The sequence below is a fragment of the Xanthomonas sp. LMG 12460 genome (genome assembly GCF_009192895.1).
GTDB lineage: Bacteria > Pseudomonadota > Gammaproteobacteria > Xanthomonadales > Xanthomonadaceae > Xanthomonas_A > Xanthomonas_A sontii.
In genome coordinates this window covers 1-24,835 of record NZ_NKUH01000062.1, presented here as the reverse complement: position 1 = coordinate 24,835, position 24,835 = coordinate 1, and the positions used below count along the sequence as shown (strand labels likewise).

Genomic DNA, 24,835 nt, shown 5'->3' with positions numbered 1-24,835 from the left:
GTACGTGCTGTCGAAGGACGAGGGCGGCCGTCACACCCCGTTCTTCAAGGGCTACCGTCCGCAGTTCTACTTCCGCACCACCGACATCACCGGTGCGGTGCAACTGCCGGAAGGCGTGGAAATGGTGATGCCGGGCGACAACGTCAAGATGGTGGTGACGCTGATCAACCCGGTGGCGATGGACGAAGGCCTGCGCTTCGCGATCCGCGAGGGCGGCCGCACCGTCGGCGCCGGCGTGGTGGCCAAGATCATCAAGTAATGCCCTCCGGCGGCGCAGGCCGCCGGCTGGAATCGCCAGCGACCTCGGTCGCCGGCATCGCGAAGGGTCGGCGCAAGCCGGCCCTTCGTCGTTTCCGGGCATGCGAACGTTCTGGCGATTTGTTAGCGCGAGGTGTTGCGGAGGCGTGAAGTCGTCGCTATAATGCGCGGCTCGGCGTTCCTGGGTAGGGCGCCGGTAAGACAGCGAAAAGAGAGGCAGGACGCCGCTCGTGTTCGCAGGACCGGGAAGGTCGCGTCGCATGGAGCACTCAACAGCCCCGGGTTGTTGACGCTGCTCTAGCTGCGCATTATACTTTTCCGTCTGGGCAGGCCGGGTCGACTGGTCTGCCCCAGTTTTTGGGGCGGAGGAATGCCCCCGCCGAGCCGGATGCTCTGCGGTACGACATCAGGAAACAACCGGGGCAGGTATCCCAGAGGCCTTGCCCGTCGCTCTTTTAACGAAGGAACCCACCGTCATGGCGGACCAAAAGATCCGGATTCGGCTGAAGGCGTTCGATCATCGTTTGATCGACCGTTCGGCCAGCGAGATCGTCGAGACGGCCAAGCGGACCGGCGCGCAAGTGCGTGGCCCGATCCCGCTGCCGACCAAGATCGAACGCTACACCATCCTCGTTTCCCCGCACGTCGACAAGGACGCGCGTGACCAGTACGAGACCCGCACGCACAAGCGCGTGCTCGACATCGTCGACCCCAACGACAAGACCGTGGACGCGCTGATGAAGCTCGAGCTCGCGGCTGGCGTCGATGTCCAGATCAAGTTGACCTGAGGACTACGACCATGACGAAGAAGTATTCGTTGGGCTTCGTGGGCCGCAAGGCCGGCATGAGCCGCGTCTTCACCGAAGACGGCCGCTCCATCCCGGTCACCCTGATCGAAGCGACCCCGAACCGCATCACCCAGCTCAAGACCGTCGAAGCCGACGGCTACAGCGCCGTGCAGATCACCGTGGGCGCCCGTCGCGCCGCGCTGGTCAACAAGCCGGCGTCCGGCCATTTCGCCAAGGCGAAGGTCGAAGCGGGTCGCGGCCTGTGGGAGTTCCGCGTCGAGGACGCGCAGCTGGGCGAGTTCGCCGTCGGCGGCGAAATCAAGGCGGACATCTTCGCCGTCGGCCAGAAGGTCGACGTCCAGGGCGTCACCAAGGGTAAGGGCTTCCAGGGCACCATCAAGCGGCACAACTTCCGCATGGGCGATGCCACCCACGGTAACTCGCTGTCGCATCGCGCGCCGGGTTCGCTGGGTCAGCGCCAGACCCCGGGTCGCGTTTTCCCGGGCAAGAAGATGTCCGGCCACATGGGCGCGGTGCAGCAGAGCACGCAGAATCTGGAAGTGGTCAAGGTCGACGTCGAGCGTGGCCTGATCGCCATTCGCGGCGCTGTGCCTGGCGCTGCCGGTGGCGACGTGATCGTGCGTCCGGCTAGCAAGGCATAAGGAGAGATGACGATGGAACTCGTTATCACGGGTAGCAACAACAAGGTCTCGGTCTCCGACGCCGTGTTCGGCCGCGATTTCAGCGAGGATCTGGTTCACCAGGTCGTCGTCGCCTATCGCAACGCCGGCCGCGCCGGCACCAAGGCGCAGAAGACGCGTTCGGAAGTCAACGGCACCACCAAGAAGTCGAAGAAGCAGAAGGGCGGTGGCGCTCGCCACGGCGCGCTGACCGCTCCGATCTTCGTCGGCGGTGGCGTGACCTTCGCGGCCAAGCCGCGCAGCTTCGAGCAGAAGGTCAACCGCAAGATGTACCGCGCGGCCATCTGCGCGATCCTCTCGGAACTGAACCGCCAGGGCCGCCTGATGGTCGTCGACGCGTTCGACGTCGAGGCCAGCAAGACCAAGGGCCTGGTCGAGAAGCTGAAGGGTCTGGAAGTGGGCAAGCGCCCGCTGATCGTGACCGAAGAAGCGTCCGAGCATCTGTACCTGTCCGCCCGCAACCTTCCCTACGTGGAAGTGCGCGACGTGCAGGGCCTGGATCCGGTGTCGCTGGTCGGGGCCGACACGGTCGTGATCACCGCCGATGCGGTCAAGAAGGTCGAGGAGTGGCTGGCATGAGCAGCAACGAAAAAATCTTCAGCGTGCTGCGCGCTCCGCGTGTCTCCGAAAAGACCGCGCGCCTGCAGGAACTCTCCAATCAGTACGTCTTCGAGATTTCGAACGAAGCCACCAAGGCCGATGTCAAGGCCGCGGTCGAGCAGCTGTTCGACGTCAAGGTCGAGTCGGTCAACGTGTTGAACGTCAAGGGCAAGAACAAGTCCTTCCGTTCGCGCAGCGGTCGTCGCGGCGATTGGCGCAAGGCGTACGTGCGTCTGGCCGAAGGCCAGTCCATCGACGTAACGGCCAAGGCCTGAGGTACATCCCATGCCATTGATGAAATTCAAGCCCACCTCCGCAGGCCGTCGTTCGGCCGTGCGCGTGGTCACGCCCGATCTGCACAAGGGCGCCCCGCACGCTGCACTGGTGGAAAAGCAGAGCAAGTCCGGTGGTCGTAACCACCACGGCCGCATCACCACCCGCCACGTCGGCGGTGGCCACAAGCAGCACTACCGCGTCATCGACTTCAAGCGCAACAAGGAAGGTATCCCGGCGCGCGTGGAGCGGATCGAATACGATCCCAACCGCACCGCCCATATCGCCCTGCTGTGCTACGCCGACGGCGAGCGCCGCTACATCATCGCGCCAAAGGGCCTGAAGGCCGGCGACCAGGTGATCGCGGGTTCGGATGCGCCGATCAAGACCGGCAACACCCTGCCGCTGCGCAACATCCCGGTCGGTACCACCGTCCACGGGATCGAGCTGAAGCCGGGCAAGGGCGCGCAGATCGCGCGTGCCGCCGGCGCCGCGGTGCAGCTGGTCGCGCGTGAAGGCATCTACGCCACCCTGCGTCTGCGCTCCGGCGAAATGCGCAAGGTGCCGTCCGAGTGCCGCGCCACCATCGGCGAAGTCGGCAACGACGAGCACAACCTCGAGAAGCTGGGCAAGGCGGGCGCCAAGCGCTGGCGCGGCGTGCGTCCGACCGTTCGCGGTGCGGCCATGAACCCGGTCGACCACCCGCACGGTGGTGGTGAGGCGAAGGCCGGTCAGGGTAATCCGCATCCGGTCACCCCGTGGGGTGTCCCGACCAAGGGTTACAAGACGCGCCATAACAAGCGCACCGAACAATTCATCGTCCGCGATCGTAGGGGCTAATCGACCATGGCACGTTCACTCAAGAAGGGCCCGTTCGTCGATCACCACCTCGTCAAGAAGGTGGAGGCCGCGGCCGGCAGCAAGCGTCCGATCAAGACCTGGTCGCGACGTTCGATGATCCTGCCGGAGATGGTGGGTTTCACCATCGCCGTGCATAACGGCAAGAACCACGTTCCGGTGCTGGTCAACGAGAACATGGTCGGCCACAAGCTCGGCGAATTTGCCGTCACCCGGACCTTCAAGGGTCACGGTGGCGACAAGAAGTCGGGCCGGTAAGGAGAGATGACGATGGAAGCGAAAGCAATCCTGCGCACCGCGCGCATCTCCCCGCAGAAGGCCCGCCTGGTCGCCGACCAGGTGCGCGGTCTTTCCGCCGAGCGGGCGGTCAACCTGCTGAAGTTCTCGGACAAGAAGGCTGCCCACCTGATCAAGAAGGTGGTGGAGTCGGCGATCGCCAATGCCGAGAACAATCAAGGCGCGGATGTCGACGAGCTGAAGGTCAAGACCATCATGGTTGATGAAGGTCCGACCCTGAAGCGTTTCATGGCGCGGGCGAAAGGCCGCGGTACCCGCATCCTCAAGCGCACCAGCCACATCACTGTGGTTGTGGGCGCCGCCAAGTAAGCGGAAAGGAAAAGACGATGGGTCATAAAGTTCATCCGATCGGAATCCGCCTGGGTATCGCCAAGGACTGGAATTCCAAGTGGTACGCCAACAAGGCCGAGTTTGCCGGTTACCTGGCAGCCGACCTCAAGGTCCGCGAAATGCTGCGCAAGAAGCTGGCGCAGGCGGGCATCAGCAAGATCCTGATCGAGCGTCCGGCCAAGACCGCGCGCGTGACGATCCACACCGCCCGTCCGGGCGTGGTGATCGGCAAGCGCGGTGAGGACATCGAGAAGCTGCGCAAGGAAGTGAGCGAGATGATGGGCGTCCCCGCCCACATCAACGTCACCGAAGTGCGCAAGCCGGAGCTGGATGCGCAGCTGGTCGCCGAGTCGATCGCGCAGCAGCTGGAGCGTCGCATCATGTTCCGCCGCGCGATGAAGCGCTCGGTCGGCAACGCGATGCGCCTGGGTGCCCTGGGCATCAAGGTCAACGTCGCCGGCCGTCTGAACGGTGCGGAAATCGCCCGTTCCGAGTGGTACCGCGAGGGCCGCGTGCCGCTGCACACGCTGCGTGCCGACATCGACTACGGCTTCGCCGAAGCCAAGACGACCTACGGCATCATCGGCATCAAGGTCTGGATCTACAAGGGCGAGATCTTCGATTTCTCCCAGGTTGGCCAGGAAAAGCAGGACGATTCCCCGCGCAACGATCGTAACGATCGCGGCGACCGTGGCGACCGTCCGTCGCGTCCGGCCCGTGAAGCGAGGTAACGGCAATGTTGCAACCCAAGCGAACCAAATACCGCAAGATGCACAAGGGTCGTAACGACGGCCTGGCGTGGAGCGGAAACGCCGTCAGCTTCGGCGAGTACGGGCTGAAGGCCACGGCGCACGGTCAGCTGACCGCGCGCCAGATCGAAGCGGCGCGCCGCTCGATCAGCCGCTACGTCAAGCGCGGCGGCAAGATGTGGATCCGCGTGTTCCCGGACAAGCCGATCACCAAGAAGCCGATCGAAGTGCGAATGGGCTCCGGTAAGGGTAACGTCGAGTACTGGGTCGCGCAGATCCAGCCCGGTCGCATGATCTATGAAATCGAAGGCGTCGGCGAAGATGTCGCGCGCGAGGCGTTCCGCCTGGCCGCTGCCAAGCTTTCGGTGACCACCACCTTCGTGACCCGGACGGTACGCTGATGGACATCAAACAACTCCGCGAGAAGTCGGCCGACGATCTGAAGGCCCACCTGACCGATCTGCGCAAGGAGCAGTTCGCCCTGCGCATGCAGCAGGTCACCGGGCAGCTGCCGAAGACTCACGAAACCCGCCGGGTGCGCCGCGAGATCGCTCGCGTCAAGCACCTGCTCGGCAGCACGAAGTAAGGATGGCCGCGATGAGCGACAATAACGAAAGCAAGACGCTGCGCACGGTCGAAGGCCGTGTGGTCAGCAACAAGATGGACAAGACCGTCACCGTGCTGGTGGAGCGTCAGGTCAAGCATGCGCTGTACGGCAAGTACATCAAGCGCTCGACCAAGCTCCACGCCCACGACGCCGACAACGCCTGCAACGAAGGCGATGTCGTGCGCGTGACCGAGATTGCGCCGATGTCCAAGACCAAGAACTGGCGGGTGGTGGAAATCGTCACCCGCGCGGCCGAATAAGGGAGATCTGAATCATGATCCAGATGCAGAGCTACCTCGACGTCGCCGACAATTCCGGTGCCAAGGAAGTGATGTGCATCAAGGTGCTCGGCGGCTCCAAGCGCCGCTACGCGCACATTGGCGACATCATCAAGGTCACCGTCAAGGACGCGATCCCGCGCGGCAAGGTCAAGAAGGGCGAAGTCTACGACGCTGTCGTCGTGCGTACCCGCAAGGGTGTGCGTCGTCCGGACGGTTCGTTGATCCGCTTCGACGGCAACGCCGCGGTGTTGCTCAACAACAAGCAGGAGCCGATCGGCACGCGCATCTTCGGGCCTGTGACCCGCGAGCTGCGGTCCGAGAAGTTCATGAAGATCGTCTCGCTCGCTCCCGAAGTGCTGTGAGCGGAGGACATACACATGGCTAACCGTATCAAGAAGGGCGACCAGGTCGTCGTCACCACCGGCAAGGACAAGGGCAAGCAGGGCGAAGTCGTCCGCGTCGACGGCGACCGCGTGGTCGTCTCCAACGCGAACATCGTCAAGCGCCACACCAAGCCGAACCCGCAGGCGGGCGTCGCCGGCGGCGTGGTCGAGCGCGAAGCGTCGATCCATATTTCCAACGTTGCGATCCTCAACCCGGCCACGGGCAAGGGCGACCGCGTTGGCTTCAAGGTGCTGGAGGATGGACGCAAACTGCGTGTGTTCCGCTCCAGCGGTGAGGCGCTCGACGCCTGAGGAATGACACAATGACTTCCCGTCTCGAAAAGATCTACAAGGAAGAAGTGGTACCGGCTCTGATGAAGAAGTTCGGTTACACCAATCCGATGGAAGTGCCGAAGCTGGTCAAGGTCACGCTGAACATGGGCGTGGGCGAGGCGGCGACGAACAAGAAGATCCTGGAAAACGCCGTCGCCGACATGGCCAAGGTCTCCGGCCAGAAGCCGGTGGTGACCAAGTCGCGCATCTCGGTGGCGTCGTTCAAGATCCGCGATGGTTGGCCGATCGGCTGCAAGACCACGCTGCGTCGCGCCAAGATGTACGAGTTCCTGGACCGCCTGATCAACATCTCGCTGCCGCGCGTGCGCGACTTCCGTGGTGTCTCGGGTCGTTCGTTCGACGGCCGCGGCAACTTCAACATGGGCGTGAAGGAGCAGATCATCTTCCCGGAAATCGACTTCGACGCCGTCGACGCGATCCGCGGTATGGATATCGCCATCACCACCACCGCCAAGACCGACGCCGAAGCCAAGGCGCTGCTCGAAGCGTTCAAGTTCCCGTTCCGTAACTGATTGACGCCGGGATTCGGGATTCGGGATTCGGGATGGAAGGGCGTCAGGCCCGCCAGCCCGGGTTCCGCAGATCTCAAATCCCCAATCTCGAATCCCGAGGATTTACAGATGGCAAAGACCTCCATGGTCAACCGCGACATCAAGCGCAAGAAGCTGGCGAAGAAGTTCGCCGACAAGCGTGATGCGCTGAAGAAGATCATCGCCTCCGGCACCGCCTCGTACGACGAGAAGGCCGAGGCCGTGACCAAGCTGCAGAAGCTGCCGCGCGATTCGTCGCCGAGCCGCCAGCGGACCCGTTGCGAACTGTCCGGCCGCCCGCGTGGCGTCTACGGCAAGTTCGGCCTGGGCCGCAACATGCTGCGCAAGGCGACCATGAACGGCGACGTTCCGGGCCTGCGCAAGGCCAGCTGGTAATGCCAGCGGCGCCGGTCCCGTTCGCGGGGCCGGGCAGGGCGGTCTAGCCGCCCGCGTGTCGTTCAGACAACGAGTCCGACGCAAGTCGGACTTTTTGTCGTATACTCCCGCTCCTTGCCTCGCGGCAGGGACGGGTATGGCAGCCGCCGCGGGTTCCTCCGGCGGTTGCGCGCTTCACCCCCTGCGTCATTCCACCGCTCCACCACACAAGATTTTCGCGAAAGCGGATATCGGTGCACTCAAAGGTAGACACCATGAGCATGACTGATCCCATCGCCGACCTGCTGGTCCGCATCAAGAATGCGGCCGCGGTTGGCAAGCCGACGGTGAAGATGCCGTCCTCCAAGATCAAGGTTGCGATCGCCGAAGTGCTGAAGGCCGAAGGCTACATCAGCGATCTGCGCGTCAACGCGATCGAGAACAACAAGTCCGAACTGGAAATCGTGCTGAAGTATTTCGAGGGCCGTCCGGTCATCGATACGCTCAAGCGCGTTTCGCGTTCGGGTCTGCGCCAGTATCGCGGCAAGACCGAGCTGCCGAAGGTTCTCGGCGGTCTGGGCGTTGCCATCATTTCCACGTCCAAGGGCATCATGACCGATGCGCAGGCCCGTCAGGCCGGCGTCGGTGGCGAAGTCCTGTGCTTCGTGGCCTAAGGGAAGGAGCACTCACATGTCCCGCGTAGCCAAGAAGCCGATCTCCCTCCCGAAGGGCGTCGAACTCACCGTCCAGGCCGATCAGGTCAGCGTCAAGGGCCCGAAGGGCACCCTGTCGCTGCCGAAGCCGGCCGGCGTCGAAATCAAGCAGGAAAACGGTGTCGCCACGCTGTCGGCGAACGATCCGTCGCACATCGCCATCACCGGCACGGTTCGTGCCATCCTGGCGAACATGGTGCAGGGCGTGTCCGCGGGCTTCGAGCGCAAGCTCGAGCTGGTGGGCGTCGGCTACCGTGCCACGATGCAGGGCAAGGACCTGAGCCTGGCGCTCGGTTTCTCGCACCCGATCGTGTTCAGCGCGCCGGAAGGCATCACCCTGGCCGCTCCGACCCAGACCGAGATCCTGGTGCAGGGCGCCGACAAGCAGCGCGTCGGCGAAGTCGCCGCCAAGATCCGCGGTTTCCGTCCGCCGGAGCCCTACAAGGGCAAGGGTGTGAAGTACGCCGGTGAAGCCATCATTCGCAAGGAAGCCAAGAAGGCCTAAGGCAGGTCCTTCTGCGAGGAGCCCGGCCATCCATGGCCGGACTCTCCACTGCAAAAGCCTGTTCCCCTTCAGCTTTCCTAGGACACATACCATGAGCATCAACAAGAACATCGCCCGCCTGCGTCGCGCCAAGTCGACCCGCGCCCACATCCGCGAGCTCGGCGTCGCCCGCCTGTCGGTGCTGCGCACCGGCCAGCACCTGTACGCGCAGGTCTTCACCGCCGACGGCTCCAAGGTCCTCGCCGCGGCGAACACCCTGCAGGCCGACGTCAAGGACGGCCTGAAGAACGGCAAGAACAGCGACGCCGCCGCCAAGGTGGGCAAGCTGATCGCCGAGCGCGCCAAGGCCGCGGGCGTCGAGAAGGTCGCCTTCGACCGCTCGGGCTACCGCTACCACGGCCGCATCAAGGCGCTGGCCGACGCCGCGCGCGAAGGCGGCCTGCAGTTCTGATCCTTGCGGGCGCGGCGATGCCGCGTCCGTCCCGCCGATGCGGGCTGCATCGGACCTTGGCGCGCCTTCTGCGCGCGTCCGGGGAACACGGCTCCAGACCACAACCACAAGCGGCAACGAAGCCGTAAATCTTTTCCTCTATCAAGGACATCACAATGGCTGAAGAACAGCGTGCACCGCGGGGTCGTGATCGCGACCGCAACCGCGAAGAGAAAGTCGACGACGGCATGATCGAGAAGTTGGTCGCGGTCAACCGCGTCAGCAAGACGGTCAAGGGCGGTCGTCAGTTCACCTTCACCGCGCTGACCGTGGTCGGCGACGGCAACGGCAAGATCGGCTTCGGTTACGGCAAGGCGCGCGAAGTGCCGGTCGCGATCCAGAAGTCGATGGAGTATGCGCGCAAGGGCATGCTCAACATCGATCTGAACAACGGCACCCTGTGGCACCCGGTGAAGTCCGGTCACGGCGCGGCGCGCGTGTTCATGATGCCGGCCTCGGAAGGTACCGGCGTGATCGCCGGCGGCGCGATGCGCGCCGTGCTGGAAGCGGTGGGCGTGAAGAACGTGCTGGCCAAGGCCGTCGGTTCGCGCAACCCGATCAACCTGGTGCGCGCCACCCTGCGCGGCCTGGAAGACATGCAGTCGCCGGCCCGCATCGCGGCCAAGCGCGGCAAGAAGGTGGAGGATCTGACCCATGGCTAATGAATCCACCAAGACCGTCAAGGTGCGCCTGGTGCGCGGCCTGCGTGGTACCCAGTCGCGTCACCGCCTGTCGGTGCGTGCCCTGGGCCTGAACAAGCTCAACGATGTGCGCGAACTGAAGGACAGCCCGCAAGTGCGCGGCCTGATCAACAAGGTTCAGTACCTCGTCCAGGTTGAGGAGTAATCGACCATGACTTTGCATCTGAATGATCTGAAGCCCGCTCCGGGCGCGCGTACCGAGCGTACCCGCGTCGGTCGCGGCATCGGTTCCGGCCTCGGCAAGACTGCCGGCCGCGGCCACAAGGGTTCGTTCGCGCGCAAGGGCGGCGGCAAGATCAAGGCCGGCTTCGAAGGCGGCCAGACCCCCATGCAGCGCCGCCTGCCGAAGATCGGCTTCCGTTCGAAGATGGCCAAGGACACCGCCGAAGTGCTGTCCTACCAGCTCGACAACCTGCCGGCCGGCGAGATCGATTTCGCTGCGCTGCGCGCCGCGAAGCTGGTCCCGAGCACCGCGAAGAAGGCCAAGGTGGTCCTGAAGGGCGAACTGACCAAGAAGTTCGTGCTGAAGGGCGTTGCGGCGACCGCCGGTGCCAAGGCGGCAATCGAAGCTGCCGGCGGCAGCGTGCAGGAGTAACACGCAGATGGCGCAGGCTGGCATGGGTAACCTCGGCGGCGGGCTCGGCAAGTTCACGGAACTTCGCCAGCGCCTGTTGTTCGTTCTCGGCGCATTGATCGTCTATCGCATCGGCTGCTACGTGCCGGTGCCGGGCGTCAATCCCGAAGCCATGCTTGCGCTGATGCAGGCGCAGGGCGGCGGCATCGTGGACATGTTCAACATGTTCTCGGGCGGCGCCCTGCACCGTTTCAGCATCTTCGCGCTGAACGTGATGCCGTACATCTCGGCGTCGATCGTGATCCAGCTGGCCACGCACATCTTTCCGTCGCTGAAGGCGATGCAGAAGGAAGGCGAGTCGGGCCGGCGCAAGATCACCCAGTATTCGCGCATCGGCGCGGTGCTGTTGGCGGTGGTGCAGGGCGGCAGTATCGCCCTGGCGCTGCAGAACCAGACTGCACCGGGCGGCGCGCCGGTCGTCTACGCCCCCGGCATGGGCTTCGTGCTCACCGCGGTGATCGCGTTGACCGCCGGCACCATCTTCCTGATGTGGGTCGGCGAGCAGGTGACCGAGCGCGGCATCGGCAACGGCGTCTCGCTGATCATCTTCGCCGGCATCGTCGCTGGCCTGCCGGCGGCGGCGATCCAGACCGTGGAAGCCTACCGCGACGGCAACATGAGCTTCATCTCGCTGTTGCTGATCGTCCTGACCATCCTCGCCTTCACCCTGTTCGTGGTGTTCGTCGAGCGCGGGCAGCGTCGGATCACGGTGAACTACGCGCGCCGCCAGGGCGGTCGCAACGCGTACATGAACCAGACCTCGTTCCTGCCGCTGAAGCTCAACATGGCCGGCGTGATTCCGCCGATCTTCGCCTCGAGCATCCTCGCCTTCCCGGCGACGCTGTCGATGTGGTCGGGCCAGGCCGCTTCCAACAGCACGTTCGGTATGTGGCTGCAGCGCATCGCCAACGCGCTGGGCCCGGGCGAGCCGGTGCACATGATCGTGTTCGCCGCGCTGATCATCGGCTTCGCGTTCTTCTATACCGCGCTGGTGTTCAACTCGCAGGAAACCGCGGACAACCTGAAGAAGTCCGGCGCGCTGATTCCAGGCATCCGTCCGGGCAAGGCCACCGCCGACTATGTCGACGGCGTGCTGACCCGCCTGACCGCGGCCGGCTCGGTGTATCTGGTGATCGTGTGCCTGCTGCCGGAAGTGATGCGTGCCCAGCTTGGCACCTCGTTCCACTTCGGCGGCACCTCGCTGCTGATCGCGGTCGTGGTGGTGATGGACTTCATCGCGCAGATCCAGGCGCACCTGATGTCGCACCAGTACGAGAGCCTGTTGAAGAAGGCCAACCTCAAGGGCGGCTCGCGCGGCGGCGGTTTTGCCCGCGGTTGATTGCTATACTGTTTGAATCCTTCCGCGAAGACGCCCCCGGCTCCCGGGCGCAGTCTTCCGACTTGAAGGGCGGCCCGTGCAGCGGTCTCGTGCGCGGGTGAGACGTGGTGGTCCTGCGCTGGAGTAGCGCGGGCGGCAAGGTGGACACATCGCCTCGCCAACGACGTCCGGCGCCGGAGCATGGGCACACTCCCCATGCCGGGCTTGCGGAACCTTGCGGTTCCGCGGGCTTCCATGTAACCCGAGACCTTGCTAGACTTACAAGTTCACTTTTTGATCCATCCTGCCGGATGGCGCCGTGGTGCGCCGTCGGGCCATCACTCAGTTGGAGAACCGCGTCATGGCGCGTATTGCAGGCGTCAACCTGCCAGCCCAGAAGCACGTCTGGGTCGGGTTGCAAAGCATCTACGGCATCGGCCGTACCCGTTCGAAGAAGGTCTGCGAAGCCGCAGGCGTGACCTCGACCACCAAGATCCGCGACCTGTCCGAGCCGGAAATCGAGCGCCTGCGTCTCGAAGTCGGCAAGTACATCGTCGAAGGCGACCTGCGTCGCGAAATCGGCATCGCCATCAAGCGACTGATGGACCTGGGCTGCTATCGCGGCCTGCGTCACCGTCGTGGCCTGCCCCTGCGCGGTCAGCGCACCCGTACCAACGCCCGCACCCGCAAGGGTCCGCGCAAGGCGATCAAGAAGTAAGGGACCGACATGGCTAAGCCCGCAGCAGCAAAGACCAAGAAGAAGATCAAGCGCGTCGTCACCGACGGCGTCGCCCACGTCCACGCTTCGTTCAACAACACCATCGTGACCATCACCGACCGTCAGGGCAATGCGTTGTCCTGGGCGACCTCCGGTGGCGCCGGTTTCCGCGGTTCGCGCAAGTCCACGCCGTTCGCGGCGCAGGTGGCCGCCGAGAAGGCCGGGCGCGCTGCGCTCGACTACGGCGTGAAGTCGCTGGAAGTGCGCATCAAGGGCCCGGGTCCGGGTCGCGAGTCCGCCGTCCGTTCGTTGAACAACGTCGGATACAAGATCACCAACATCATCGACGTGACGCCGATCCCGCACAACGGGTGCCGTCCGCCGAAGAAGCGTCGCGTCTAAAGGAGCGATAAGAAATGGCTCGTTATATCGGTCCTACCTGTAAGCTCGCGCGCCGCGAAGGCGCCGATCTTTCCCTCAAGAGCCCGGCGCGTGCGCTGGACTCCAAGTGCAAGCTGGAGCAGAAGCCCGGCCAGCACGGCGCGACCGCCCGCAAGGGCAAGCTGTCCGACTACGCCACCCAGCTGCGCGAGAAGCAGAAGGTCAAGCGTATCTACGGTCTGCTGGAGCGTCAGTTCCGCAACTACTACAAGAAGGCCTCGACCAAGAAGGGCAACACCGGCGAGAACCTGCTGCAGCTGCTGGAAACCCGCCTGGACAACGTCGTCTACCGCATGGGCTTCGCCGTCACCCGTCCGGCCGCGCGCCAGCTGGTGTCGCACCGCGGCGTGCTGGTCAACGGCAAGTCGGTGAACCTGGCCTCGTACCAGGTCAAGGCCGGCGACGCGATCGCCCTGTCGGAAAAGGCGCAGAAGCAGCTTCGCGTGCAGGAAGCGCTGACCGTTGCCGAAACGCACGACCTGAACCCGTCGTGGGTCGAGGTCGATTCGAAGAAGTTCAGCGGCATCTTCAAGGCCGTGCCGGACCGTGCGGACCTGCCTGCCGACATCAACGAAGCGCTGATCGTCGAGTTGTATTCGAAGTAATCACATCGGAGAGCCTCCGGTCCACGGAGGCTCGTCAGGAGAACCCGCAACATGACGGTTACCGCCAACCAGGTTCTGCGCCCGCGTGGGCCGCAGATCGAACGCCTTACCGACAACCGCGCCAAGGTCGTGATCGAGCCCTTGGAGCGCGGGTATGGGCATACGCTGGGCAACGCCCTGCGTCGCGTGCTGCTGTCCTCGATTCCCGGCTTCGCGATCACCGAAGTCGAGATCGACGGCGTGCTGCACGAGTACACCACGGTCGAAGGGCTGCAGGAGGACGTGCTGGAAGTCCTGCTGAACCTCAAGGACGTGGCCATCCGCATGCATACCGGTGACAGCGCCACGCTGTCGCTGTCCAAGCAGGGGCCGGGCACGGTCACTGCCGCCGACATCAAGACCGACCACAACGTCGAGATCCTCAACAACGACCACGTGATCTGCCACCTGACCAAGGACACGGCGATCAACATGCGTCTGAAGATCGAGCGTGGCTTCGGCTATCAGCCGGCCGCCGCGCGCCGCCGTCCGGACGAAGAGACCCGCACCATCGGTCGCCTGGTCCTGGACGCCTCGTTCTCGCCGGTGCGCCGCGTCGCCTACGCGGTCGAATCGGCCCGCGTCGAGCAGCGTACCGACCTGGACAAGCTGGTCCTGGACATCGAAACCAACGGCACGATCGATGCCGAGGAAGCCGTGCGCACCGCCGCCGACATCCTCAGCGACCAGCTGTCGGTGTTCGGCGACTTCACCCATCGCGACCGTGGCGCGGCCAAGCCGGCCAGCAACGGCGTGGATCCGGTGCTGCTGCGTCCGATCGACGATCTGGAACTGACCGTGCGTTCGGCCAACTGTCTGAAGGCCGAGAGCATCTACTACATCGGCGATCTGATCCAGAAGACCGAAGTCGAGCTGCTCAAGACCCCGAACCTGGGCAAGAAGTCGCTCACCGAGATCAAGGAAGTGCTGGCCCAGCGTGGCCTGTCGCTCGGCATGAAGCTGGAGAACTGGCCGCCGGCCGGCGTCGCCCAGCACGGCATGCTCGGCTGAGTTTTGCGCATCCGGCCGGTGCCGCAAGGCATCGGCCGCGTGTCGTTCGCTTCATCCGCATCACCACGTCGACGGGTCGCCAAGCCCGCGGCGTCGCCCGGTCAGGGACGGCCGGCACGGACCATCCGCAGTCCACTTTCAACGCCAGGACGGCGACAGCGATCTCCAACAGTCACACTCTTCCATAGGAATCCCAACCCATGCGTCACCAGAAATCCGGCCGCAAGTTCAGCCGCACCAGCGCCCACCGCGAAGCGATGTTCAAGAACATGGCGGCGTCGCTGATCAAGCACGAGCTGATCAAGACCACCCTGCCGAAGGCCAAGGAACTGCGCCGCGTCGCCGAGCCGCTGATCACCCTGGCCAAGGTCGACAACGTCGCCAACCGCCGCCTGGCGTTCGCCCGCCTGCGCGACAAGGAAGCGGTCGGCACCCTGTTCACCACGCTGGGCCCGCGCTACCAGGCGCGCCCGGGTGGCTACCTGCGCATCCTCAAGTGCGGCTTCCGTGCCGGCGACAACGCGCCGATGGCGTACGTCGAGCTGGTCGATCGCCCGGCCGTGGCCGAGGAAGTGGCCGAGTAATCGGTTCGCATCTGCAGCATCAAGAAGCCCGGCATGTCCGGGCTTTTTGTTTTTGGGGGATCGCGGAGTCGGGCTTGGGGACGGGGAGAGCGCGGTCGCGGCGCGGGCTGGGGCGGCGGACAGCGCCATGACACATGGTGATGGAGCGCACGATCGCGGATAATGCGTGGATCGTCGATGCGAGTTCGAGTCCGATGAATCCGTTACGTTGGGGTTTCCGCGCGCAGTTCCTGCTCGGCTTTCTGATCTGTGCCGCCCTGCTGGGCTATGCGATCTTCGTGCAGCTGCAGCTGGGCATCGAGCCGTGCCCGCTGTGCATCTTCCAGCGCATCGCGTTCGCCGCACTGGGCGTGCTGTTCCTGCTCGGTGCCCTGCACGGGCCGCGCAGCGCCGGCGGGCGCAAGATTTATGGCGTCCTGGCGTTCCTGGCCGCGCTCGTGGGCGCCGGCATCTCCACCAAGCATGTCTCGGTGCAGCTGTTCCCGGACCCGATGGCGTCCTGCGGCCCGCCGCTGAGTTTCCTGCGCGAGACCATGGGGCCGTTCGAGGTGCTGCGCCGGGTGCTGACCGGAACCGGCGACTGCGGCAACATCGACTGGCGCTTCCTCGGCCTGTCGATGCCGATGTGGTGCCTGATCTGCTTCGTGTTGCTGGGGGTGTTCGCGCTGTATGCGGGCTTCAAGAGCCGCAAGCGCACGTTGATCTGAGCATGCGCCTGCTGCGCGTCGATCGCCCGGCCTGACCGGGCGCCTGGCGGCAGCGTTGCTGGGCGGTGCCGCGGTCACGCCGGGAAGCGTCGGCGCTCGCTGTCGTCGCGTACAGGTCGCCCTGCGATCCTGCCGACCTACTTGGCTGGCGCCTCCATCGCTGGCGCGAGACCGGCCTGCGCAGGCGCCTTCGCAGCCTTCGGCAGGACCTGGGCGAGAAACGCCGCCACCGGTGTTGCCCACACCGACGGATCGGCCTGGGCGAAGCTCTTGTGGCCATCGTCGCCGAACGGCGGCAGGTCGACGAAGGTCACCGGCGGCGTCGAGCCGGCGCGGTAGGCGGCGTACATGCGGTGCGCCAGGTCGCGCCGGAAGAAGTGATCGTTTTCGGCGTACAGCCATAGCTGCGGCAGCATATTCGCCGCGCCCAGCGTCTTCTCCGCCCCGACCAGGCGGTCCTCGCCGGCGCAGATGACCTCCTTGCCGTTGCTGCCGCGCCCGCCGGCGAAGCTGATCACGCCACGCACGCCGGGTGGCGGCGCATCGGCCAGCGCCACCGCGCCGAGGCCGCCGGCGGACTGGCCGACCACGACGATGCGTTGCGGGTCCACGTCGGGAAGGCGAGCGGCGGCGTCGACGATCGCCGCCTCGGCCGCCGCGATCTTGCGCCCGGCGACGACGAAATCGACGTCGTGGCAGTTGCCTGCGCCTTCCAGGTAGCTGCCGCTGGAACTGCCGTAGCCAGGCCGCAGCGCCAGCACCACCATGTAGCCACGGGCGGCGAACCAGCGCGCGGCGCGGGCGAAGCCGAGGCGGGTGTCGGCGAGCTTGCGCTTGTCCGCGGGCGTGCCATGGTGGATGACGATCAGCGGGAACGGACCGTGGCCCGTGGGGCGATACACGCGCGCGGCGAGATCGTAGCCGACGCCTTCTAAGACCACCGGCATCCGGAAGTCCGTAACGCGCTTGGCATGCACCGGCAATGGCGCAACGCAGGCGAGAAGGGTGGCCGCGAAGGCGGCGAACAAGTGCTGGCGCATGTGCGAAACCTGCCTGGAGGGGCGTGGCAACGCGTCGTGGCGGTTCGTGTGCGATCGGCGTGCCGTGTGGCGCTGCCTCCGCTGGGCGATCCCACGGCCACGACGCGGCGCGCGGCTTCGCTGTCCTGCTGGACGTGCCTTGGTCGGGTGGTCCGGATGCATCTTACCCGGCGATTGGCGGCGGCCCCTCGACCGACCGGTAGCGGCTTCCTGGCCGCCGTTGCGTTTGCATCACTCCGCCACAACCGCCGTCATCCATCGTGTCGTGGCCTGCGGCACGTCGCGCGACATGCCGCAGGCCGCCGTCAGGGACTTGCTCAGAAGTCCTGCTGCAGGCTCAGGTAGACGCCGCGGCGCGGCGCCCACTGCGGCGCGAACACACCGATGCCGCCGCCGTCGCGCAACTGGTAGTGGCGGTCGAGCACGTTGAGCACGGCCAGCTGTGCGTGCAGCGGGTGGCTGCTGGCCAGGGCGAAGTCGTGGCCGGCGCTGAGGTTGAGCTGGAAGTACGCCGGCAGCTCGCCGCCGTTGGGTACGCCGTCGGCGTCGGTGCGCAGGCCGCTGCCGAACAGGTAGTCGGCGCCGATGCGGCTGTCGTCGGCCAGGGCGTAGTTGATGCCGCCGGAGGAGGTCAGCTTCTGGTCGTGGTCCAGGTGGATCCAGTGGTCGTAGGCGTAGGCCAGCGCATCCGGGTCGAAGTTGTACAGGCTGGTCATCACCCGCTTGCCCATGGCCTTGCTGTAGGCCGCGTTGAAGTAGGCGTTGATCGGGCCGTTGCTGTAGTCGGCGCTGAACTCGGCGCCGCGGATGCGGCCGTAGCGGTAGTTGAAGGTGGAGTAGACGTAGGCGGCGCCGAACTGGCCTTCGTCCTGCAGGCGATCGGCCTTGCGGTAGTAGGTGTCCAGGCCCAGGGTCAGGTGGTCGCCGACCATCTGCGAGATGCCCAGGTCGTAGTAGTCGCTGCGCTCGCTCAGCGGCTTGGTCGGGCCACCCGCCGCCGACTGCTGGTTGGTGGTGCCGTCGTACAGGGCGATGTCGCTGGTGGAGATCAGCTCGGTGGCCGGCGGGGTGAAGTAGCGCGCATAGCCGGCGTGCAGGGTGGTGCTGTCGCTGGCGTGCCAGACCACGCCCAGGCGCGGGCTGAGTTGGCCCTCGGTGGTGCCGAAGGCCTTGTAGCGGTCGCCGCGCACGCCGTAGTTGATGGTCCAGGCGTCGCTCGGCTGCCACTCGTCCTGCAGGTAGACCGCGTAGGTGCTGGCGTGGAAGCGGCTGGCGTCGGGGATGAACAGCGGCACGTCGCTGCTCTGGCTGCCGTCGTCGTTGGCCGGGAACACATAGGCGTTGTTGCTGGCGTTGGCGTGTTCGAAGTTGCCGTACACGCCGTAGCGCAGGGTGTGGGTGCTACCCCACGGCGTGGAGAAGTCGGCCTGCAGGGTGCTGGCGCGGTTGGCGCGCTGCACCTGCGAGGCGATGCCGTTGAAGATCAGGTCGCCGGCGATGTCCGGGGAGAACGCGACGCTGCTGTAGCGCTGGCCGGCCGACAGCTGGTAGCTGGTGTCGCCGAGCGCGCCCTGCAGCACCAGGGTGCCGAAACGGGTGTTCTCGCGCTGGTTCTCGTCGAGCTGCGCCGAATCGAAGGTGCTGTTGCCCTGGTAGGTGAACGCCGGCGTCTGTCCCGGGTTGTTGGGGATCTGGAAGCGGTTGTTGGCGTAGCCGACCAGCAGGCTGAGCCGGGTGTTCTCGTTCAGCAGATAGCTGAGGTCGGCGAAGCCCTTGCCCTGGTGGGTCTTGTCGTGGATCGGGTTGTCGCTGTCGGTCGGGTTCTCCATGCCGATGCGGTTCTGCAGGTAGTTGCCGCTGGCGAACCAGCTGAAGCGACCGTCGCTGCCCCACCACGAGGCGTTGGGGTTGAGCGTGCCGTAGGAGCCGCCGGTGATGCCGACGCTGCCGCCGTTGCCCAGTTCCACGCCGTTCTTGGTGGTGATGTCGACCACCGCCGCGGTGCGGTCGCCGAACTGCGCCGGCAGCGCGCCGTCGAGCAGGCGGATGTTCTTGATCGTGCGCGGATCCAGGGTCTGGCCGAAGCCGGAGATGGATTCGGGGATCATCACGCCGTTGATGCGGTACTGCAGGTTGGCGTGGTCGCCGCGCACATGGATGCCGCCATAGGAATCCTGGACCACGCCCGGCGCCTGCAGCAGCACCTGGTTGAGCGGGGTGGAAGCGCCCAGCGGCAGGCGCGCGATGTCCTCGGCGCTGATCGCGTACTGACTGCTGCCGATGTCCGGCGACAGCGCGTTGCGCGCAGCTTCCAGCTTGGCGGTGACGGTGACCGGATCGAGATCGACGGTCGGCTCGGCGGCAGCGCTGCTGTCGGCGGCGGTATCCGCAGCGAGGGCGAGGCCGGGGGCGACCAGGAGGATCAGGGCGATGGCGGAGGAGAGGGGGCGAGGTGTCATGGCGAGGTGGACCGAATGGAAAGGAATTGTTACTTAATAACAGTGTGCTTTCGCAAAAACGCCGGCGTAGGCCGGAAGTCATGGTGGCGTCGCGATGTTGCTTGCCGTTCATGTCCTGGCGCTGCCAGCGTGACCGGTATGCGGCGCTATGCGGCGCGCCCCGGCTCTGCGAACATCGCACACTGCCAAGGAGTCCTTTCATGAATCTGTCCGCCGCCGCCGTGTCCGCATCCGCCTCGTCGTCCTGGTCACCTGCCAGTTGGCGTGACAGGCCGGCGCTGCAGATGCCGGTGTATCCGGACCCGCAGGCGCTGGAGACCGCGCTGACGGAACTGCGGCAGTTGCCGCCGCTGGTGACCTCCTGGGAGATCTTCGCGCTGAAGAAGCAGCTGGCCGAGGCGCAGGAAGGCAAGCGCTTCCTGCTGCAGGGCGGCGATTGCGCGGAGAACTTCAGCGATTGCGAATCCGGCACCATCTCCAACCGGCTCAAGGTGCTGCTGCAGATGAGCCTGGTGCTGGTGCACGGCCTGCGCCTGCCGGTGGTGCGGGTCGGTCGCTACGCCGGGCAGTACGCCAAGCCGCGCTCGGCCGATACCGAGACCCGCGACGGCGTGACCCTGCCCAGCTACCGCGGCGACGTGGTCAATGGCCCGGAGTTCACCGCGCAGGCGCGGGTGCCGGACCCGCGGCGCATGATCACCGCGCACTCGCGTTCGGCGATGACCATGAACTTCGTGCGCGCGCTGATCGACGGCGGCTTCGCGGATCTGCACCATCCCGAGTACTGGAACCTGAGCTGGGTCGGCTGCTCGCCGCTGGCCGAGGACTACCAGAAGATGGTGGCCTCGATCGGCGATGCGGTGCGCTTCATGGAGACCCTGTCCGGCGCGCAGCTGTACAACCTCAATCGCGTCGATTTCTACACCTCGCACGAGGCCTTGCTGCTGCCCTACGAGGAAGCGCTGACCCGCGAGGTCCCGCGGCAGTGGGGCTGGTTCAACCTCAGCACGCACTATCCGTGGATCGGCATGCGCACCGCGGCGCTGGACGGCGCGCATGTGGAGTACTTCCGTGGTATCCGCAATCCGATCGCGATCAAGGTCGGGCCGTCGGCGCAGCCGGACCAGTTGCTGCGCCTGATCGACGTGCTCAATCCGGAAGACGAGCCGGGCCGGCTGACCTTCATCCACCGCATGGGCGCGGCGCAGATCGCCGAGAAGCTGCCGCCGCTGCTGGACGCGGTGAAGCGCGACGGCCGCCGCGTGCTGTGGGTGTGCGATGCGATGCACGGCAACACCGAAAGCACCAGCAACGGCTACAAGACCCGGCGCTACCAGAACGTCCTGGGCGAGGTGGAGCAGTCGTTCGACATCCACGCCGCGGCCGGCACCCGCCTGGGCGGCGTGCATCTGGAACTGACCGGCGAGGACGTCACCGAGTGCACCGGCGGCGCGCGCGAACTCACCGAGCGCGACCTGGAGCGGGCCTACCGTTCCAGCGTCGACCCGCGCCTGAACTACGAGCAGTCGCTGGAGATCGCGATGGCGATCGTGCGCAAGCAGAACGGACGCAACGTCGCCACGCCGCTGGCGTAGTCGGTTGGTGTAGTCCGCGGCGCGTGCCGCTGCCGCATGTGCGGCGCATTATCGTGCGTGGCCCGACGGCTGCGGCATCGCTGCGTGCGATACCGCGCGCCGGCTTTGCGTCGCCGGCGGCATGCGCCGCTTTTCGGACGCGTTTGCACGCGCGCCTGTATGCCATGCGGCTGCCGTCGCCCGGCGCCGCCGCGCGTGCTCGACATCGCGCTAATCCCTCCACTGCCAGACTGTCGCGACTCCTCCCCCCCGACAAAGGAGCGCATCTTGACCCTCGATCTTCACTGGGTGCCCTGGCGTGCCTATACGCTGCCGATCGGCGCCGCGCTGATTCTCGGTTTCCTGGCCTGGTGGCTGTTGCTGCGCATCGCCCAGCGCATGCGCGGCCGCGACTACCGGCGTGCGCGCATCGTGCGCGTGATCAGCGTGCCGGTCGCTTTCCTGCTGCCGATGCTGATGCTCAGCTTCGCGCTCGAATCCACGCCGCTGGACGAGAAGGCGCTGACCGACCTGCAGCACCTGCTGCACATCGGCATGATCGGCTGCGTGACCTGGCTGCTGGTGCGCGGCGTGGCGGCGCTGGAAACGGCGATCCTGCGCAGCCATCCGATCGAGGTGGCGGACAACCTCACCGCACGCCGCGTGCAGACCCAGACCCGGGTGCTGGCGCGGGTGGCGATGGGCACGATCATCCTGGTGGGCACCTCGATCGTGCTGCTGACCTTCCCGGCGGTGCGGCAGATCGGCACCACCTTGCTGGCCTCGGCCGGCATCATCGGCCTGGTCGCCGGTATCGCCGCCAAGCCGGTGTTCGGCAACCTGATCGCCGGCCTGCAGATCGCGCTGACCCAGCCGATCCGACTCGACGACGTGGTCATCGTCGAAGGCGAGTGGGGCCGCATCGAGGAGATCGGCAGTTCCTACGTGGTGGTGCGGATCTGGGACGAGCGGCGCATGGTGGTGCCGCTGACCTGGTTCATCGAGAACCCGTTCCAGAACTGGACGCGCAACAGCGCCGACCTGCTCGGCACCGCGTTCCTGTGGCTGGACTACCGCACGCCGATCGCACAAGTGCGCGCCGAGCTGGAGCGGATCTGCAAGAGCGAGCCACTGTGGGACGGACGGGTCTGCGTGACCCAGGTGACCGACACCAGCGAGCGCACGATCCAGGTGCGCCTGCTGGTCAGTGCGCGCAACTCCGGCGACGCCTTCGACCTGCGTTGCATCGTGCGCGAACGCATGCTGGATTTCCTGGTGCGCGAGCATGCCTACGCGTTGCCGCTGCTGCGCGCGGAAGTGGCGCCGGAGCCGGTGCGGCTATCGCATCCGCCGGTGCGCGCCAGCGACTCGGAGGCGATGCGTTCGCCCAGTGCCGAGGATGGGGCGCCGGCAGTGAATGCGACAGCGGGCGAGGCACGTGCGTCCCGCTGATCGCTGAGCGGTCTTGCCGCATGATCATGCGGCGTGGGATGCGGTTTTCTGCGCGACCACCAGCGGTGCCCGCCGAATGCCAGGAACGCGAATGCGCCCACCGGTGACTGGCAGGCGCATATCGCTTGAAGAAAGCCGGCACCGCCGCGGCGCGGGGTGCGGCTAGGCCGCAGGAGGATGCCGGCGCCGCCGCACCAAATCTCGGGCGAGGATGCCGACCACGGCGAGATTGATCGCCAGCACCGCCCACGACGCCCAGCCGGGGTGGCGCACGATCGCGTAGACGTCGAAGGGCAGGTAGATCGCCGCGGAGATGCAGCCCAGCAGCGAGGCCCAGGCCTTGGCGCGCCACAGGCCCCAGGCCTCGATGATGTGCAGCACGCCGTAGGCGAGCATGCCGGCGGCGGCCAGGTGCACCGCGCCGGGGTTGATCATGGTCAGCAGCGAGGGCAGGGCGCCGTGGTCCGGGTCCAGGCTGAAACGCACGATCAGCTTGTCCACCCCCGCGCGCAGCGGGGCCGGACCCATCAGTTCCAGCCCCGTGGCCGCCAGCACCGCGAGCAGGCCCTTGCCGGCCTCCAGCAGTGCGATCAGGTGCAGACCCGGATGCGCGTGCGGATCCGGGTTGTACGCCTTGTCGGCGGCCATGGGCGTGCGCTATCCCTTAGCCCGCGCGACCGGCGCGCTTGCGCTCGTTTTCGGTCAGGTGCTTCTTGCGCAAGCGGATCTCCTTCGGGGTGACTTCGACCAGTTCGTCGTCCTCGATGAAGTCCAGCGCCTGCTCCAGCGTGTACTTGATCGCCGGAGTCAGCTTGATCGCATCGTCCTTGCCCGAGGCGCGCATGTTGGTCAGCGGCTTGGTCTTGATCGCGTTGACGGTCAGGTCGTTGTCCTTGGAGTGGATGCCGACCAGCTGCCCTTCATACACGTTGTCGCCTTCGGCGGCAAACAGGCGGCCGCGCTCTTCCAGCGGGCCCAGCGCGTAGGCGGGGGTGGCGCCCGGCGCATTGGCGATCATCACGCCGTTCTGGCGCTTGGCGATGGCGCCCTGCTCCTTCGGGCCGTAGTGGTCGAACACGTGGAACAGCAGGCCCGAACCCTGGGTCAGGGTGCGGAACTCGTTCTGGAAGCCGATCAGGCCACGCGCCGGGATCATGTAGTCCAGGCGCACGCGGCCCTTGCCGTCCGGCTCCATGTTCTTCAGCTGGCCCTTGCGGATGCCCAGCTTCTCCATCACGCCGCCCTGGTGCTGCTCCTCGATGTCCACCACCAGCTGCTCGACCGGCTCCATCAACTGCCCGTCGATCTCCTTGATGATCACTTCCGGGCGCGACACGGCCAGTTCGAAGCCCTCGCGGCGCATGTTCTCGATCAGCACCGACAGGTGCAGTTCGCCGCGGCCGGAGACCAGGAACTTGTCGGCGTCTTCCAGCTGCTGCACCTTCAGCGCCACGTTGTGCACGGTCTCGCGCTCCAGCCGGTCCTTGAGCTGGCGGCTGGTCAGGAACTTGCCGCCGGACAGGTCCTTGTTGCCGGCGAACGGCGAGTTGTTGACCTGGAAGGTCATCGAGATGGTCGGCTCGTCCACGGTCAGCGGCGGCAGCGCCTCGGGGGCTTCCAGCGCGCACACGGTGTCGGAGATGGTCAGCTCCTGGATGCCGGAGATGGCGACGATGTCGCCGGCCTGCGCGCTGTCCTGCTCGATCCGCTCCAGGCCGAGGAAGCCCAGTACCTGCAGCACCTTGCCCTGGCGCTTCTTGCCTTCGCGGTCGATCACCGCCACCGGCATGTTCTTCTTCAGCACGCCGCGCTGGATGCGGCCGATGCCGATCACGCCGACGAAGTTGTTGTAGTCCAGCTGGCTGATGCGCATCTGGAACGGGCCGTCCGGGTCCACGTCCGGCTTCGGCGCGTGCTGCATGATCGCTTCGTACAGCGGGGTCATGTCGCCGTCGCGCACGCTGTCGTCCAGCGAGGCGTAGCCGTTCAGCGCCGAGGTGTAGACGATCGGGAAGTCGAGCTGCTCGTTGGTGGCGCCGAGCTTGTCGAACAGGTCGAACACCTGGTCGATCACCCAGTCCGGGCGCGCGCCGGGGCGGTCGATCTTGTTGACCACCACGATCGGCTTGAAGCCCATCGCGAACGCCTTCTGGGTCACGAAGCGGGTCTGCGGCATCGGGCCGTCCATCGCGTCGACCAGGATCAGCACGGTGTCCACCATCGACAGCACGCGCTCCACCTCGCCGCCGAAGTCGGCGTGTCCGGGGGTGTCGACGATGTTGATGCGGTTGCCCTGCCAGGTGATGGCGGTGTTCTTGGCCAGGATGGTGATGCCGCGTTCCTTTTCCTGGTCGTTGCTGTCCATCACGCGCTCGGCCAGCACCGTGCGCTCGGACAGGGTGCCGGACTGCTTCAGCAGGCAGTCGACGAGGGTGGTCTTGCCGTGGTCGACGTGGGCGA

34 protein-coding genes and 1 pseudogene are annotated in these 24,835 nt (G+C 65.9%); 31 read left to right on the top strand and 4 right to left on the bottom strand.

Annotated features, from left to right (window positions below; genetic code table 11):
* The 29 genes and pseudogenes from CEK66_RS13410 to CEK66_RS13265 all read left to right on the top strand — a co-directional run.
* Positions 1–259 (top strand): annotated as a pseudogene (locus CEK66_RS13410) (elongation factor Tu); the annotation flags it as partial.
* Positions 260–734: 475 nt separating this feature from the next.
* Positions 735–1,046: a 30S ribosomal protein S10 gene (gene rpsJ / locus CEK66_RS13405; RefSeq protein WP_010341589.1), complete on the top strand. Its 312-nt coding sequence runs from the start codon at positions 735–737 to the stop codon at positions 1,044–1,046.
* Between the two features lie 11 nt (positions 1,047–1,057).
* Complete coding sequence (rplC, locus tag CEK66_RS13400) at positions 1,058–1,708, top strand: 50S ribosomal protein L3 (protein ID WP_010341590.1); 651 nt, start codon at positions 1,058–1,060, stop codon at positions 1,706–1,708.
* A 12-nt stretch (positions 1,709–1,720) separates the two neighbouring features.
* Positions 1,721–2,326, top strand: coding sequence for a 50S ribosomal protein L4 (gene rplD, locus CEK66_RS13395; RefSeq protein ID WP_010341591.1), 606 nt, complete (start codon positions 1,721–1,723; stop codon positions 2,324–2,326).
* The gene (rplW, locus tag CEK66_RS13390; RefSeq protein ID WP_010341592.1) at positions 2,323–2,622 is read left to right on the top strand and encodes a 50S ribosomal protein L23; all 300 of its coding nucleotides are present in this window, start codon (positions 2,323–2,325) and stop codon (positions 2,620–2,622) included. Before rplD ends, rplW begins: the two co-directional genes overlap by 4 nt.
* A 10-nt stretch (positions 2,623–2,632) precedes the next feature.
* Positions 2,633–3,460, top strand: coding sequence for a 50S ribosomal protein L2 (rplB, locus tag CEK66_RS13385; protein ID WP_010341593.1), 828 nt, complete (start codon positions 2,633–2,635; stop codon positions 3,458–3,460).
* 6 nt (positions 3,461–3,466) lie between these two features.
* Positions 3,467–3,736 (top strand): 30S ribosomal protein S19, encoded by a 270-nt coding sequence (gene rpsS / locus CEK66_RS13380; RefSeq protein WP_010341594.1) that lies wholly within the window; start codon positions 3,467–3,469, stop codon positions 3,734–3,736.
* A gap of 12 nt (positions 3,737–3,748) precedes the next feature.
* Positions 3,749–4,084 carry a 50S ribosomal protein L22 gene (rplV, locus tag CEK66_RS13375; RefSeq protein WP_003470663.1) on the top strand — a complete coding sequence of 112 codons (336 nt, stop codon included), beginning with the start codon at positions 3,749–3,751 and terminating at the stop codon, positions 4,082–4,084.
* A 17-nt stretch (positions 4,085–4,101) separates the two neighbouring features.
* The gene (rpsC, locus tag CEK66_RS13370; RefSeq protein WP_010341595.1) at positions 4,102–4,836 is read left to right on the top strand and encodes a 30S ribosomal protein S3; all 735 of its coding nucleotides are present in this window, start codon (positions 4,102–4,104) and stop codon (positions 4,834–4,836) included.
* 5 nt (positions 4,837–4,841) lie between these two features.
* A complete protein-coding gene (gene rplP / locus CEK66_RS13365; RefSeq protein WP_003470657.1) occupies positions 4,842–5,255 on the top strand; it encodes a 50S ribosomal protein L16 in 414 nt (137 codons plus the stop codon).
* Positions 5,255–5,440 (top strand): 50S ribosomal protein L29, encoded by a 186-nt coding sequence (gene rpmC, locus CEK66_RS13360; RefSeq protein ID WP_010341597.1) that lies wholly within the window; start codon positions 5,255–5,257, stop codon positions 5,438–5,440. The genes rplP and rpmC overlap by 1 nt, the downstream gene beginning before the upstream one ends.
* 11 nt (positions 5,441–5,451) lie before the next feature.
* Complete coding sequence (gene rpsQ / locus CEK66_RS13355) at positions 5,452–5,721, top strand: 30S ribosomal protein S17 (RefSeq protein ID WP_010341599.1); 270 nt, start codon at positions 5,452–5,454, stop codon at positions 5,719–5,721.
* A 14-nt stretch (positions 5,722–5,735) separates the two neighbouring features.
* Positions 5,736–6,104: a 50S ribosomal protein L14 gene (rplN, locus tag CEK66_RS13350; RefSeq protein ID WP_003486699.1), complete on the top strand. Its 369-nt coding sequence runs from the start codon at positions 5,736–5,738 to the stop codon at positions 6,102–6,104.
* 15 nt (positions 6,105–6,119) lie between these two features.
* On the top strand, positions 6,120–6,437 hold the full coding sequence (gene rplX / locus CEK66_RS13345) for a 50S ribosomal protein L24 (protein ID WP_010341604.1): 318 nt from the start codon (positions 6,120–6,122) through the stop codon (positions 6,435–6,437).
* Between the two features lie 11 nt (positions 6,438–6,448).
* On the top strand, positions 6,449–6,991 hold the full coding sequence (rplE, locus tag CEK66_RS13340) for a 50S ribosomal protein L5 (protein WP_010341606.1): 543 nt from the start codon (positions 6,449–6,451) through the stop codon (positions 6,989–6,991).
* A gap of 108 nt (positions 6,992–7,099) precedes the next feature.
* On the top strand, positions 7,100–7,405 hold the full coding sequence (gene rpsN / locus CEK66_RS13335; protein ID WP_010341607.1) for a 30S ribosomal protein S14: 306 nt from the start codon (positions 7,100–7,102) through the stop codon (positions 7,403–7,405).
* A gap of 254 nt (positions 7,406–7,659) precedes the next feature.
* A complete protein-coding gene (gene rpsH / locus CEK66_RS13325) occupies positions 7,660–8,058 on the top strand; it encodes a 30S ribosomal protein S8 (RefSeq protein WP_010340446.1) in 399 nt (132 codons plus the stop codon).
* A 16-nt stretch (positions 8,059–8,074) separates the two neighbouring features.
* Positions 8,075–8,602, top strand: coding sequence for a 50S ribosomal protein L6 (gene rplF / locus CEK66_RS13320; RefSeq protein WP_017908703.1), 528 nt, complete (start codon positions 8,075–8,077; stop codon positions 8,600–8,602).
* 91 nt (positions 8,603–8,693) lie between these two features.
* Positions 8,694–9,053, top strand: coding sequence for a 50S ribosomal protein L18 (rplR, locus tag CEK66_RS13315; protein WP_010340448.1), 360 nt, complete (start codon positions 8,694–8,696; stop codon positions 9,051–9,053).
* 155 nt (positions 9,054–9,208) lie between these two features.
* Positions 9,209–9,754, top strand: coding sequence for a 30S ribosomal protein S5 (gene rpsE, locus CEK66_RS13310; protein WP_010340449.1), 546 nt, complete (start codon positions 9,209–9,211; stop codon positions 9,752–9,754).
* Positions 9,747–9,938, top strand: a complete 192-nt coding sequence (rpmD, locus tag CEK66_RS13305) for a 50S ribosomal protein L30 (RefSeq protein ID WP_010340450.1) — start codon at positions 9,747–9,749, stop codon at positions 9,936–9,938. Before rpsE ends, rpmD begins: the two co-directional genes overlap by 8 nt.
* A 6-nt stretch (positions 9,939–9,944) precedes the next feature.
* Positions 9,945–10,388, top strand: coding sequence for a 50S ribosomal protein L15 (rplO, locus tag CEK66_RS13300; protein WP_010340451.1), 444 nt, complete (start codon positions 9,945–9,947; stop codon positions 10,386–10,388).
* Between the two features lie 7 nt (positions 10,389–10,395).
* Complete coding sequence (secY, locus tag CEK66_RS13295) at positions 10,396–11,766, top strand: preprotein translocase subunit SecY (protein WP_026143874.1); 1,371 nt, start codon at positions 10,396–10,398, stop codon at positions 11,764–11,766.
* Between the two features lie 340 nt (positions 11,767–12,106).
* On the top strand, positions 12,107–12,463 hold the full coding sequence (gene rpsM, locus CEK66_RS13290; protein WP_010340453.1) for a 30S ribosomal protein S13: 357 nt from the start codon (positions 12,107–12,109) through the stop codon (positions 12,461–12,463).
* 9 nt (positions 12,464–12,472) lie between these two features.
* Positions 12,473–12,865 (top strand): 30S ribosomal protein S11, encoded by a 393-nt coding sequence (gene rpsK, locus CEK66_RS13285; protein ID WP_003470632.1) that lies wholly within the window; start codon positions 12,473–12,475, stop codon positions 12,863–12,865.
* Positions 12,866–12,879: 14 nt separating this feature from the next.
* Positions 12,880–13,509 (top strand): 30S ribosomal protein S4, encoded by a 630-nt coding sequence (gene rpsD, locus CEK66_RS13280; protein ID WP_010340454.1) that lies wholly within the window; start codon positions 12,880–12,882, stop codon positions 13,507–13,509.
* A gap of 51 nt (positions 13,510–13,560) precedes the next feature.
* Complete coding sequence (rpoA, locus tag CEK66_RS13275; RefSeq protein ID WP_010340455.1) at positions 13,561–14,559, top strand: DNA-directed RNA polymerase subunit alpha; 999 nt, start codon at positions 13,561–13,563, stop codon at positions 14,557–14,559.
* Between the two features lie 200 nt (positions 14,560–14,759).
* Positions 14,760–15,143, top strand: a complete 384-nt coding sequence (rplQ, locus tag CEK66_RS13270) for a 50S ribosomal protein L17 (RefSeq protein WP_010340456.1) — start codon at positions 14,760–14,762, stop codon at positions 15,141–15,143.
* Between the two features lie 194 nt (positions 15,144–15,337).
* On the top strand, positions 15,338–15,850 hold the full coding sequence (locus tag CEK66_RS13265) for a disulfide bond formation protein B (protein WP_152237238.1): 513 nt from the start codon (positions 15,338–15,340) through the stop codon (positions 15,848–15,850).
* Between the two features lie 137 nt (positions 15,851–15,987).
* Here the strand turns inward: CEK66_RS13265 and CEK66_RS13260 are convergent, their stop codons facing one another.
* Positions 15,988–16,890 carry a CocE/NonD family hydrolase gene (locus tag CEK66_RS13260; protein WP_152237237.1) on the bottom strand — a complete coding sequence of 301 codons (903 nt, stop codon included), beginning with the start codon at positions 16,888–16,890 and terminating at the stop codon, positions 15,988–15,990.
* A 317-nt stretch (positions 16,891–17,207) separates the two neighbouring features.
* Positions 17,208–19,349, bottom strand: coding sequence for a TonB-dependent receptor (locus CEK66_RS13255; protein WP_152237236.1), 2,142 nt, complete (start codon positions 19,347–19,349; stop codon positions 17,208–17,210).
* Between the two features lie 200 nt (positions 19,350–19,549).
* Between CEK66_RS13255 and CEK66_RS13250 the strand changes: the two genes are divergently transcribed.
* Together CEK66_RS13250 and CEK66_RS13245 are read left to right on the top strand one after the other, a co-directional pair.
* Positions 19,550–20,944, top strand: coding sequence for a 3-deoxy-7-phosphoheptulonate synthase class II (locus tag CEK66_RS13250; RefSeq protein ID WP_026143872.1), 1,395 nt, complete (start codon positions 19,550–19,552; stop codon positions 20,942–20,944).
* Positions 20,945–21,211: 267 nt separating this feature from the next.
* Complete coding sequence (locus CEK66_RS13245) at positions 21,212–22,375, top strand: mechanosensitive ion channel domain-containing protein (protein ID WP_152237235.1); 1,164 nt, start codon at positions 21,212–21,214, stop codon at positions 22,373–22,375.
* Positions 22,376–22,537: 162 nt separating this feature from the next.
* Here CEK66_RS13245 and CEK66_RS13240 read toward each other — a convergent pair whose 3' ends face one another.
* Together CEK66_RS13240 and typA are read right to left on the bottom strand one after the other, a co-directional pair.
* A complete protein-coding gene (locus CEK66_RS13240) occupies positions 22,538–23,023 on the bottom strand; it encodes a DUF2127 domain-containing protein (RefSeq protein ID WP_017913015.1) in 486 nt (161 codons plus the stop codon).
* 16 nt (positions 23,024–23,039) lie between these two features.
* Positions 23,040–24,835 (bottom strand): translational GTPase TypA (gene typA, locus CEK66_RS13235; RefSeq protein ID WP_148830460.1); only part of this gene is annotated, 1,796 nt, incomplete at its 5' end.

Coding starts and splice junctions, on each gene's coding strand:
- rpsJ (WP_010341589.1), top strand. CDS start 735: ATGGCGGACCAAAAGATCCGGATTCGGCTGAAGGCGTTCGATCATCGT.
- rplC (WP_010341590.1), top strand. CDS start 1,058: ATGACGAAGAAGTATTCGTTGGGCTTCGTGGGCCGCAAGGCCGGCATG.
- rplD (WP_010341591.1), top strand. CDS start 1,721: ATGGAACTCGTTATCACGGGTAGCAACAACAAGGTCTCGGTCTCCGAC.
- rplW (WP_010341592.1), top strand. CDS start 2,323: ATGAGCAGCAACGAAAAAATCTTCAGCGTGCTGCGCGCTCCGCGTGTC.
- rplB (WP_010341593.1), top strand. CDS start 2,633: ATGCCATTGATGAAATTCAAGCCCACCTCCGCAGGCCGTCGTTCGGCC.
- rpsS (WP_010341594.1), top strand. CDS start 3,467: ATGGCACGTTCACTCAAGAAGGGCCCGTTCGTCGATCACCACCTCGTC.
- rplV (WP_003470663.1), top strand. CDS start 3,749: ATGGAAGCGAAAGCAATCCTGCGCACCGCGCGCATCTCCCCGCAGAAG.
- rpsC (WP_010341595.1), top strand. CDS start 4,102: ATGGGTCATAAAGTTCATCCGATCGGAATCCGCCTGGGTATCGCCAAG.
- rplP (WP_003470657.1), top strand. CDS start 4,842: ATGTTGCAACCCAAGCGAACCAAATACCGCAAGATGCACAAGGGTCGT.
- rpmC (WP_010341597.1), top strand. CDS start 5,255: ATGGACATCAAACAACTCCGCGAGAAGTCGGCCGACGATCTGAAGGCC.
- rpsQ (WP_010341599.1), top strand. CDS start 5,452: ATGAGCGACAATAACGAAAGCAAGACGCTGCGCACGGTCGAAGGCCGT.
- rplN (WP_003486699.1), top strand. CDS start 5,736: ATGATCCAGATGCAGAGCTACCTCGACGTCGCCGACAATTCCGGTGCC.
- rplX (WP_010341604.1), top strand. CDS start 6,120: ATGGCTAACCGTATCAAGAAGGGCGACCAGGTCGTCGTCACCACCGGC.
- rplE (WP_010341606.1), top strand. CDS start 6,449: ATGACTTCCCGTCTCGAAAAGATCTACAAGGAAGAAGTGGTACCGGCT.
- rpsN (WP_010341607.1), top strand. CDS start 7,100: ATGGCAAAGACCTCCATGGTCAACCGCGACATCAAGCGCAAGAAGCTG.
- rpsH (WP_010340446.1), top strand. CDS start 7,660: ATGAGCATGACTGATCCCATCGCCGACCTGCTGGTCCGCATCAAGAAT.
- rplF (WP_017908703.1), top strand. CDS start 8,075: ATGTCCCGCGTAGCCAAGAAGCCGATCTCCCTCCCGAAGGGCGTCGAA.
- rplR (WP_010340448.1), top strand. CDS start 8,694: ATGAGCATCAACAAGAACATCGCCCGCCTGCGTCGCGCCAAGTCGACC.
- rpsE (WP_010340449.1), top strand. CDS start 9,209: ATGGCTGAAGAACAGCGTGCACCGCGGGGTCGTGATCGCGACCGCAAC.
- rpmD (WP_010340450.1), top strand. CDS start 9,747: ATGGCTAATGAATCCACCAAGACCGTCAAGGTGCGCCTGGTGCGCGGC.
- rplO (WP_010340451.1), top strand. CDS start 9,945: ATGACTTTGCATCTGAATGATCTGAAGCCCGCTCCGGGCGCGCGTACC.
- secY (WP_026143874.1), top strand. CDS start 10,396: ATGGCGCAGGCTGGCATGGGTAACCTCGGCGGCGGGCTCGGCAAGTTC.
- rpsM (WP_010340453.1), top strand. CDS start 12,107: ATGGCGCGTATTGCAGGCGTCAACCTGCCAGCCCAGAAGCACGTCTGG.
- rpsK (WP_003470632.1), top strand. CDS start 12,473: ATGGCTAAGCCCGCAGCAGCAAAGACCAAGAAGAAGATCAAGCGCGTC.
- rpsD (WP_010340454.1), top strand. CDS start 12,880: ATGGCTCGTTATATCGGTCCTACCTGTAAGCTCGCGCGCCGCGAAGGC.
- rpoA (WP_010340455.1), top strand. CDS start 13,561: ATGACGGTTACCGCCAACCAGGTTCTGCGCCCGCGTGGGCCGCAGATC.
- rplQ (WP_010340456.1), top strand. CDS start 14,760: ATGCGTCACCAGAAATCCGGCCGCAAGTTCAGCCGCACCAGCGCCCAC.
- CEK66_RS13265 (WP_152237238.1), top strand. CDS start 15,338: ATGAATCCGTTACGTTGGGGTTTCCGCGCGCAGTTCCTGCTCGGCTTT.
- CEK66_RS13260 (WP_152237237.1), bottom strand. CDS start 16,890: ATGCGCCAGCACTTGTTCGCCGCCTTCGCGGCCACCCTTCTCGCCTGC.
- CEK66_RS13255 (WP_152237236.1), bottom strand. CDS start 19,349: ATGACACCTCGCCCCCTCTCCTCCGCCATCGCCCTGATCCTCCTGGTC.
- CEK66_RS13250 (WP_026143872.1), top strand. CDS start 19,550: ATGAATCTGTCCGCCGCCGCCGTGTCCGCATCCGCCTCGTCGTCCTGG.
- CEK66_RS13240 (WP_017913015.1), bottom strand. CDS start 23,023: ATGGCCGCCGACAAGGCGTACAACCCGGATCCGCACGCGCATCCGGGT.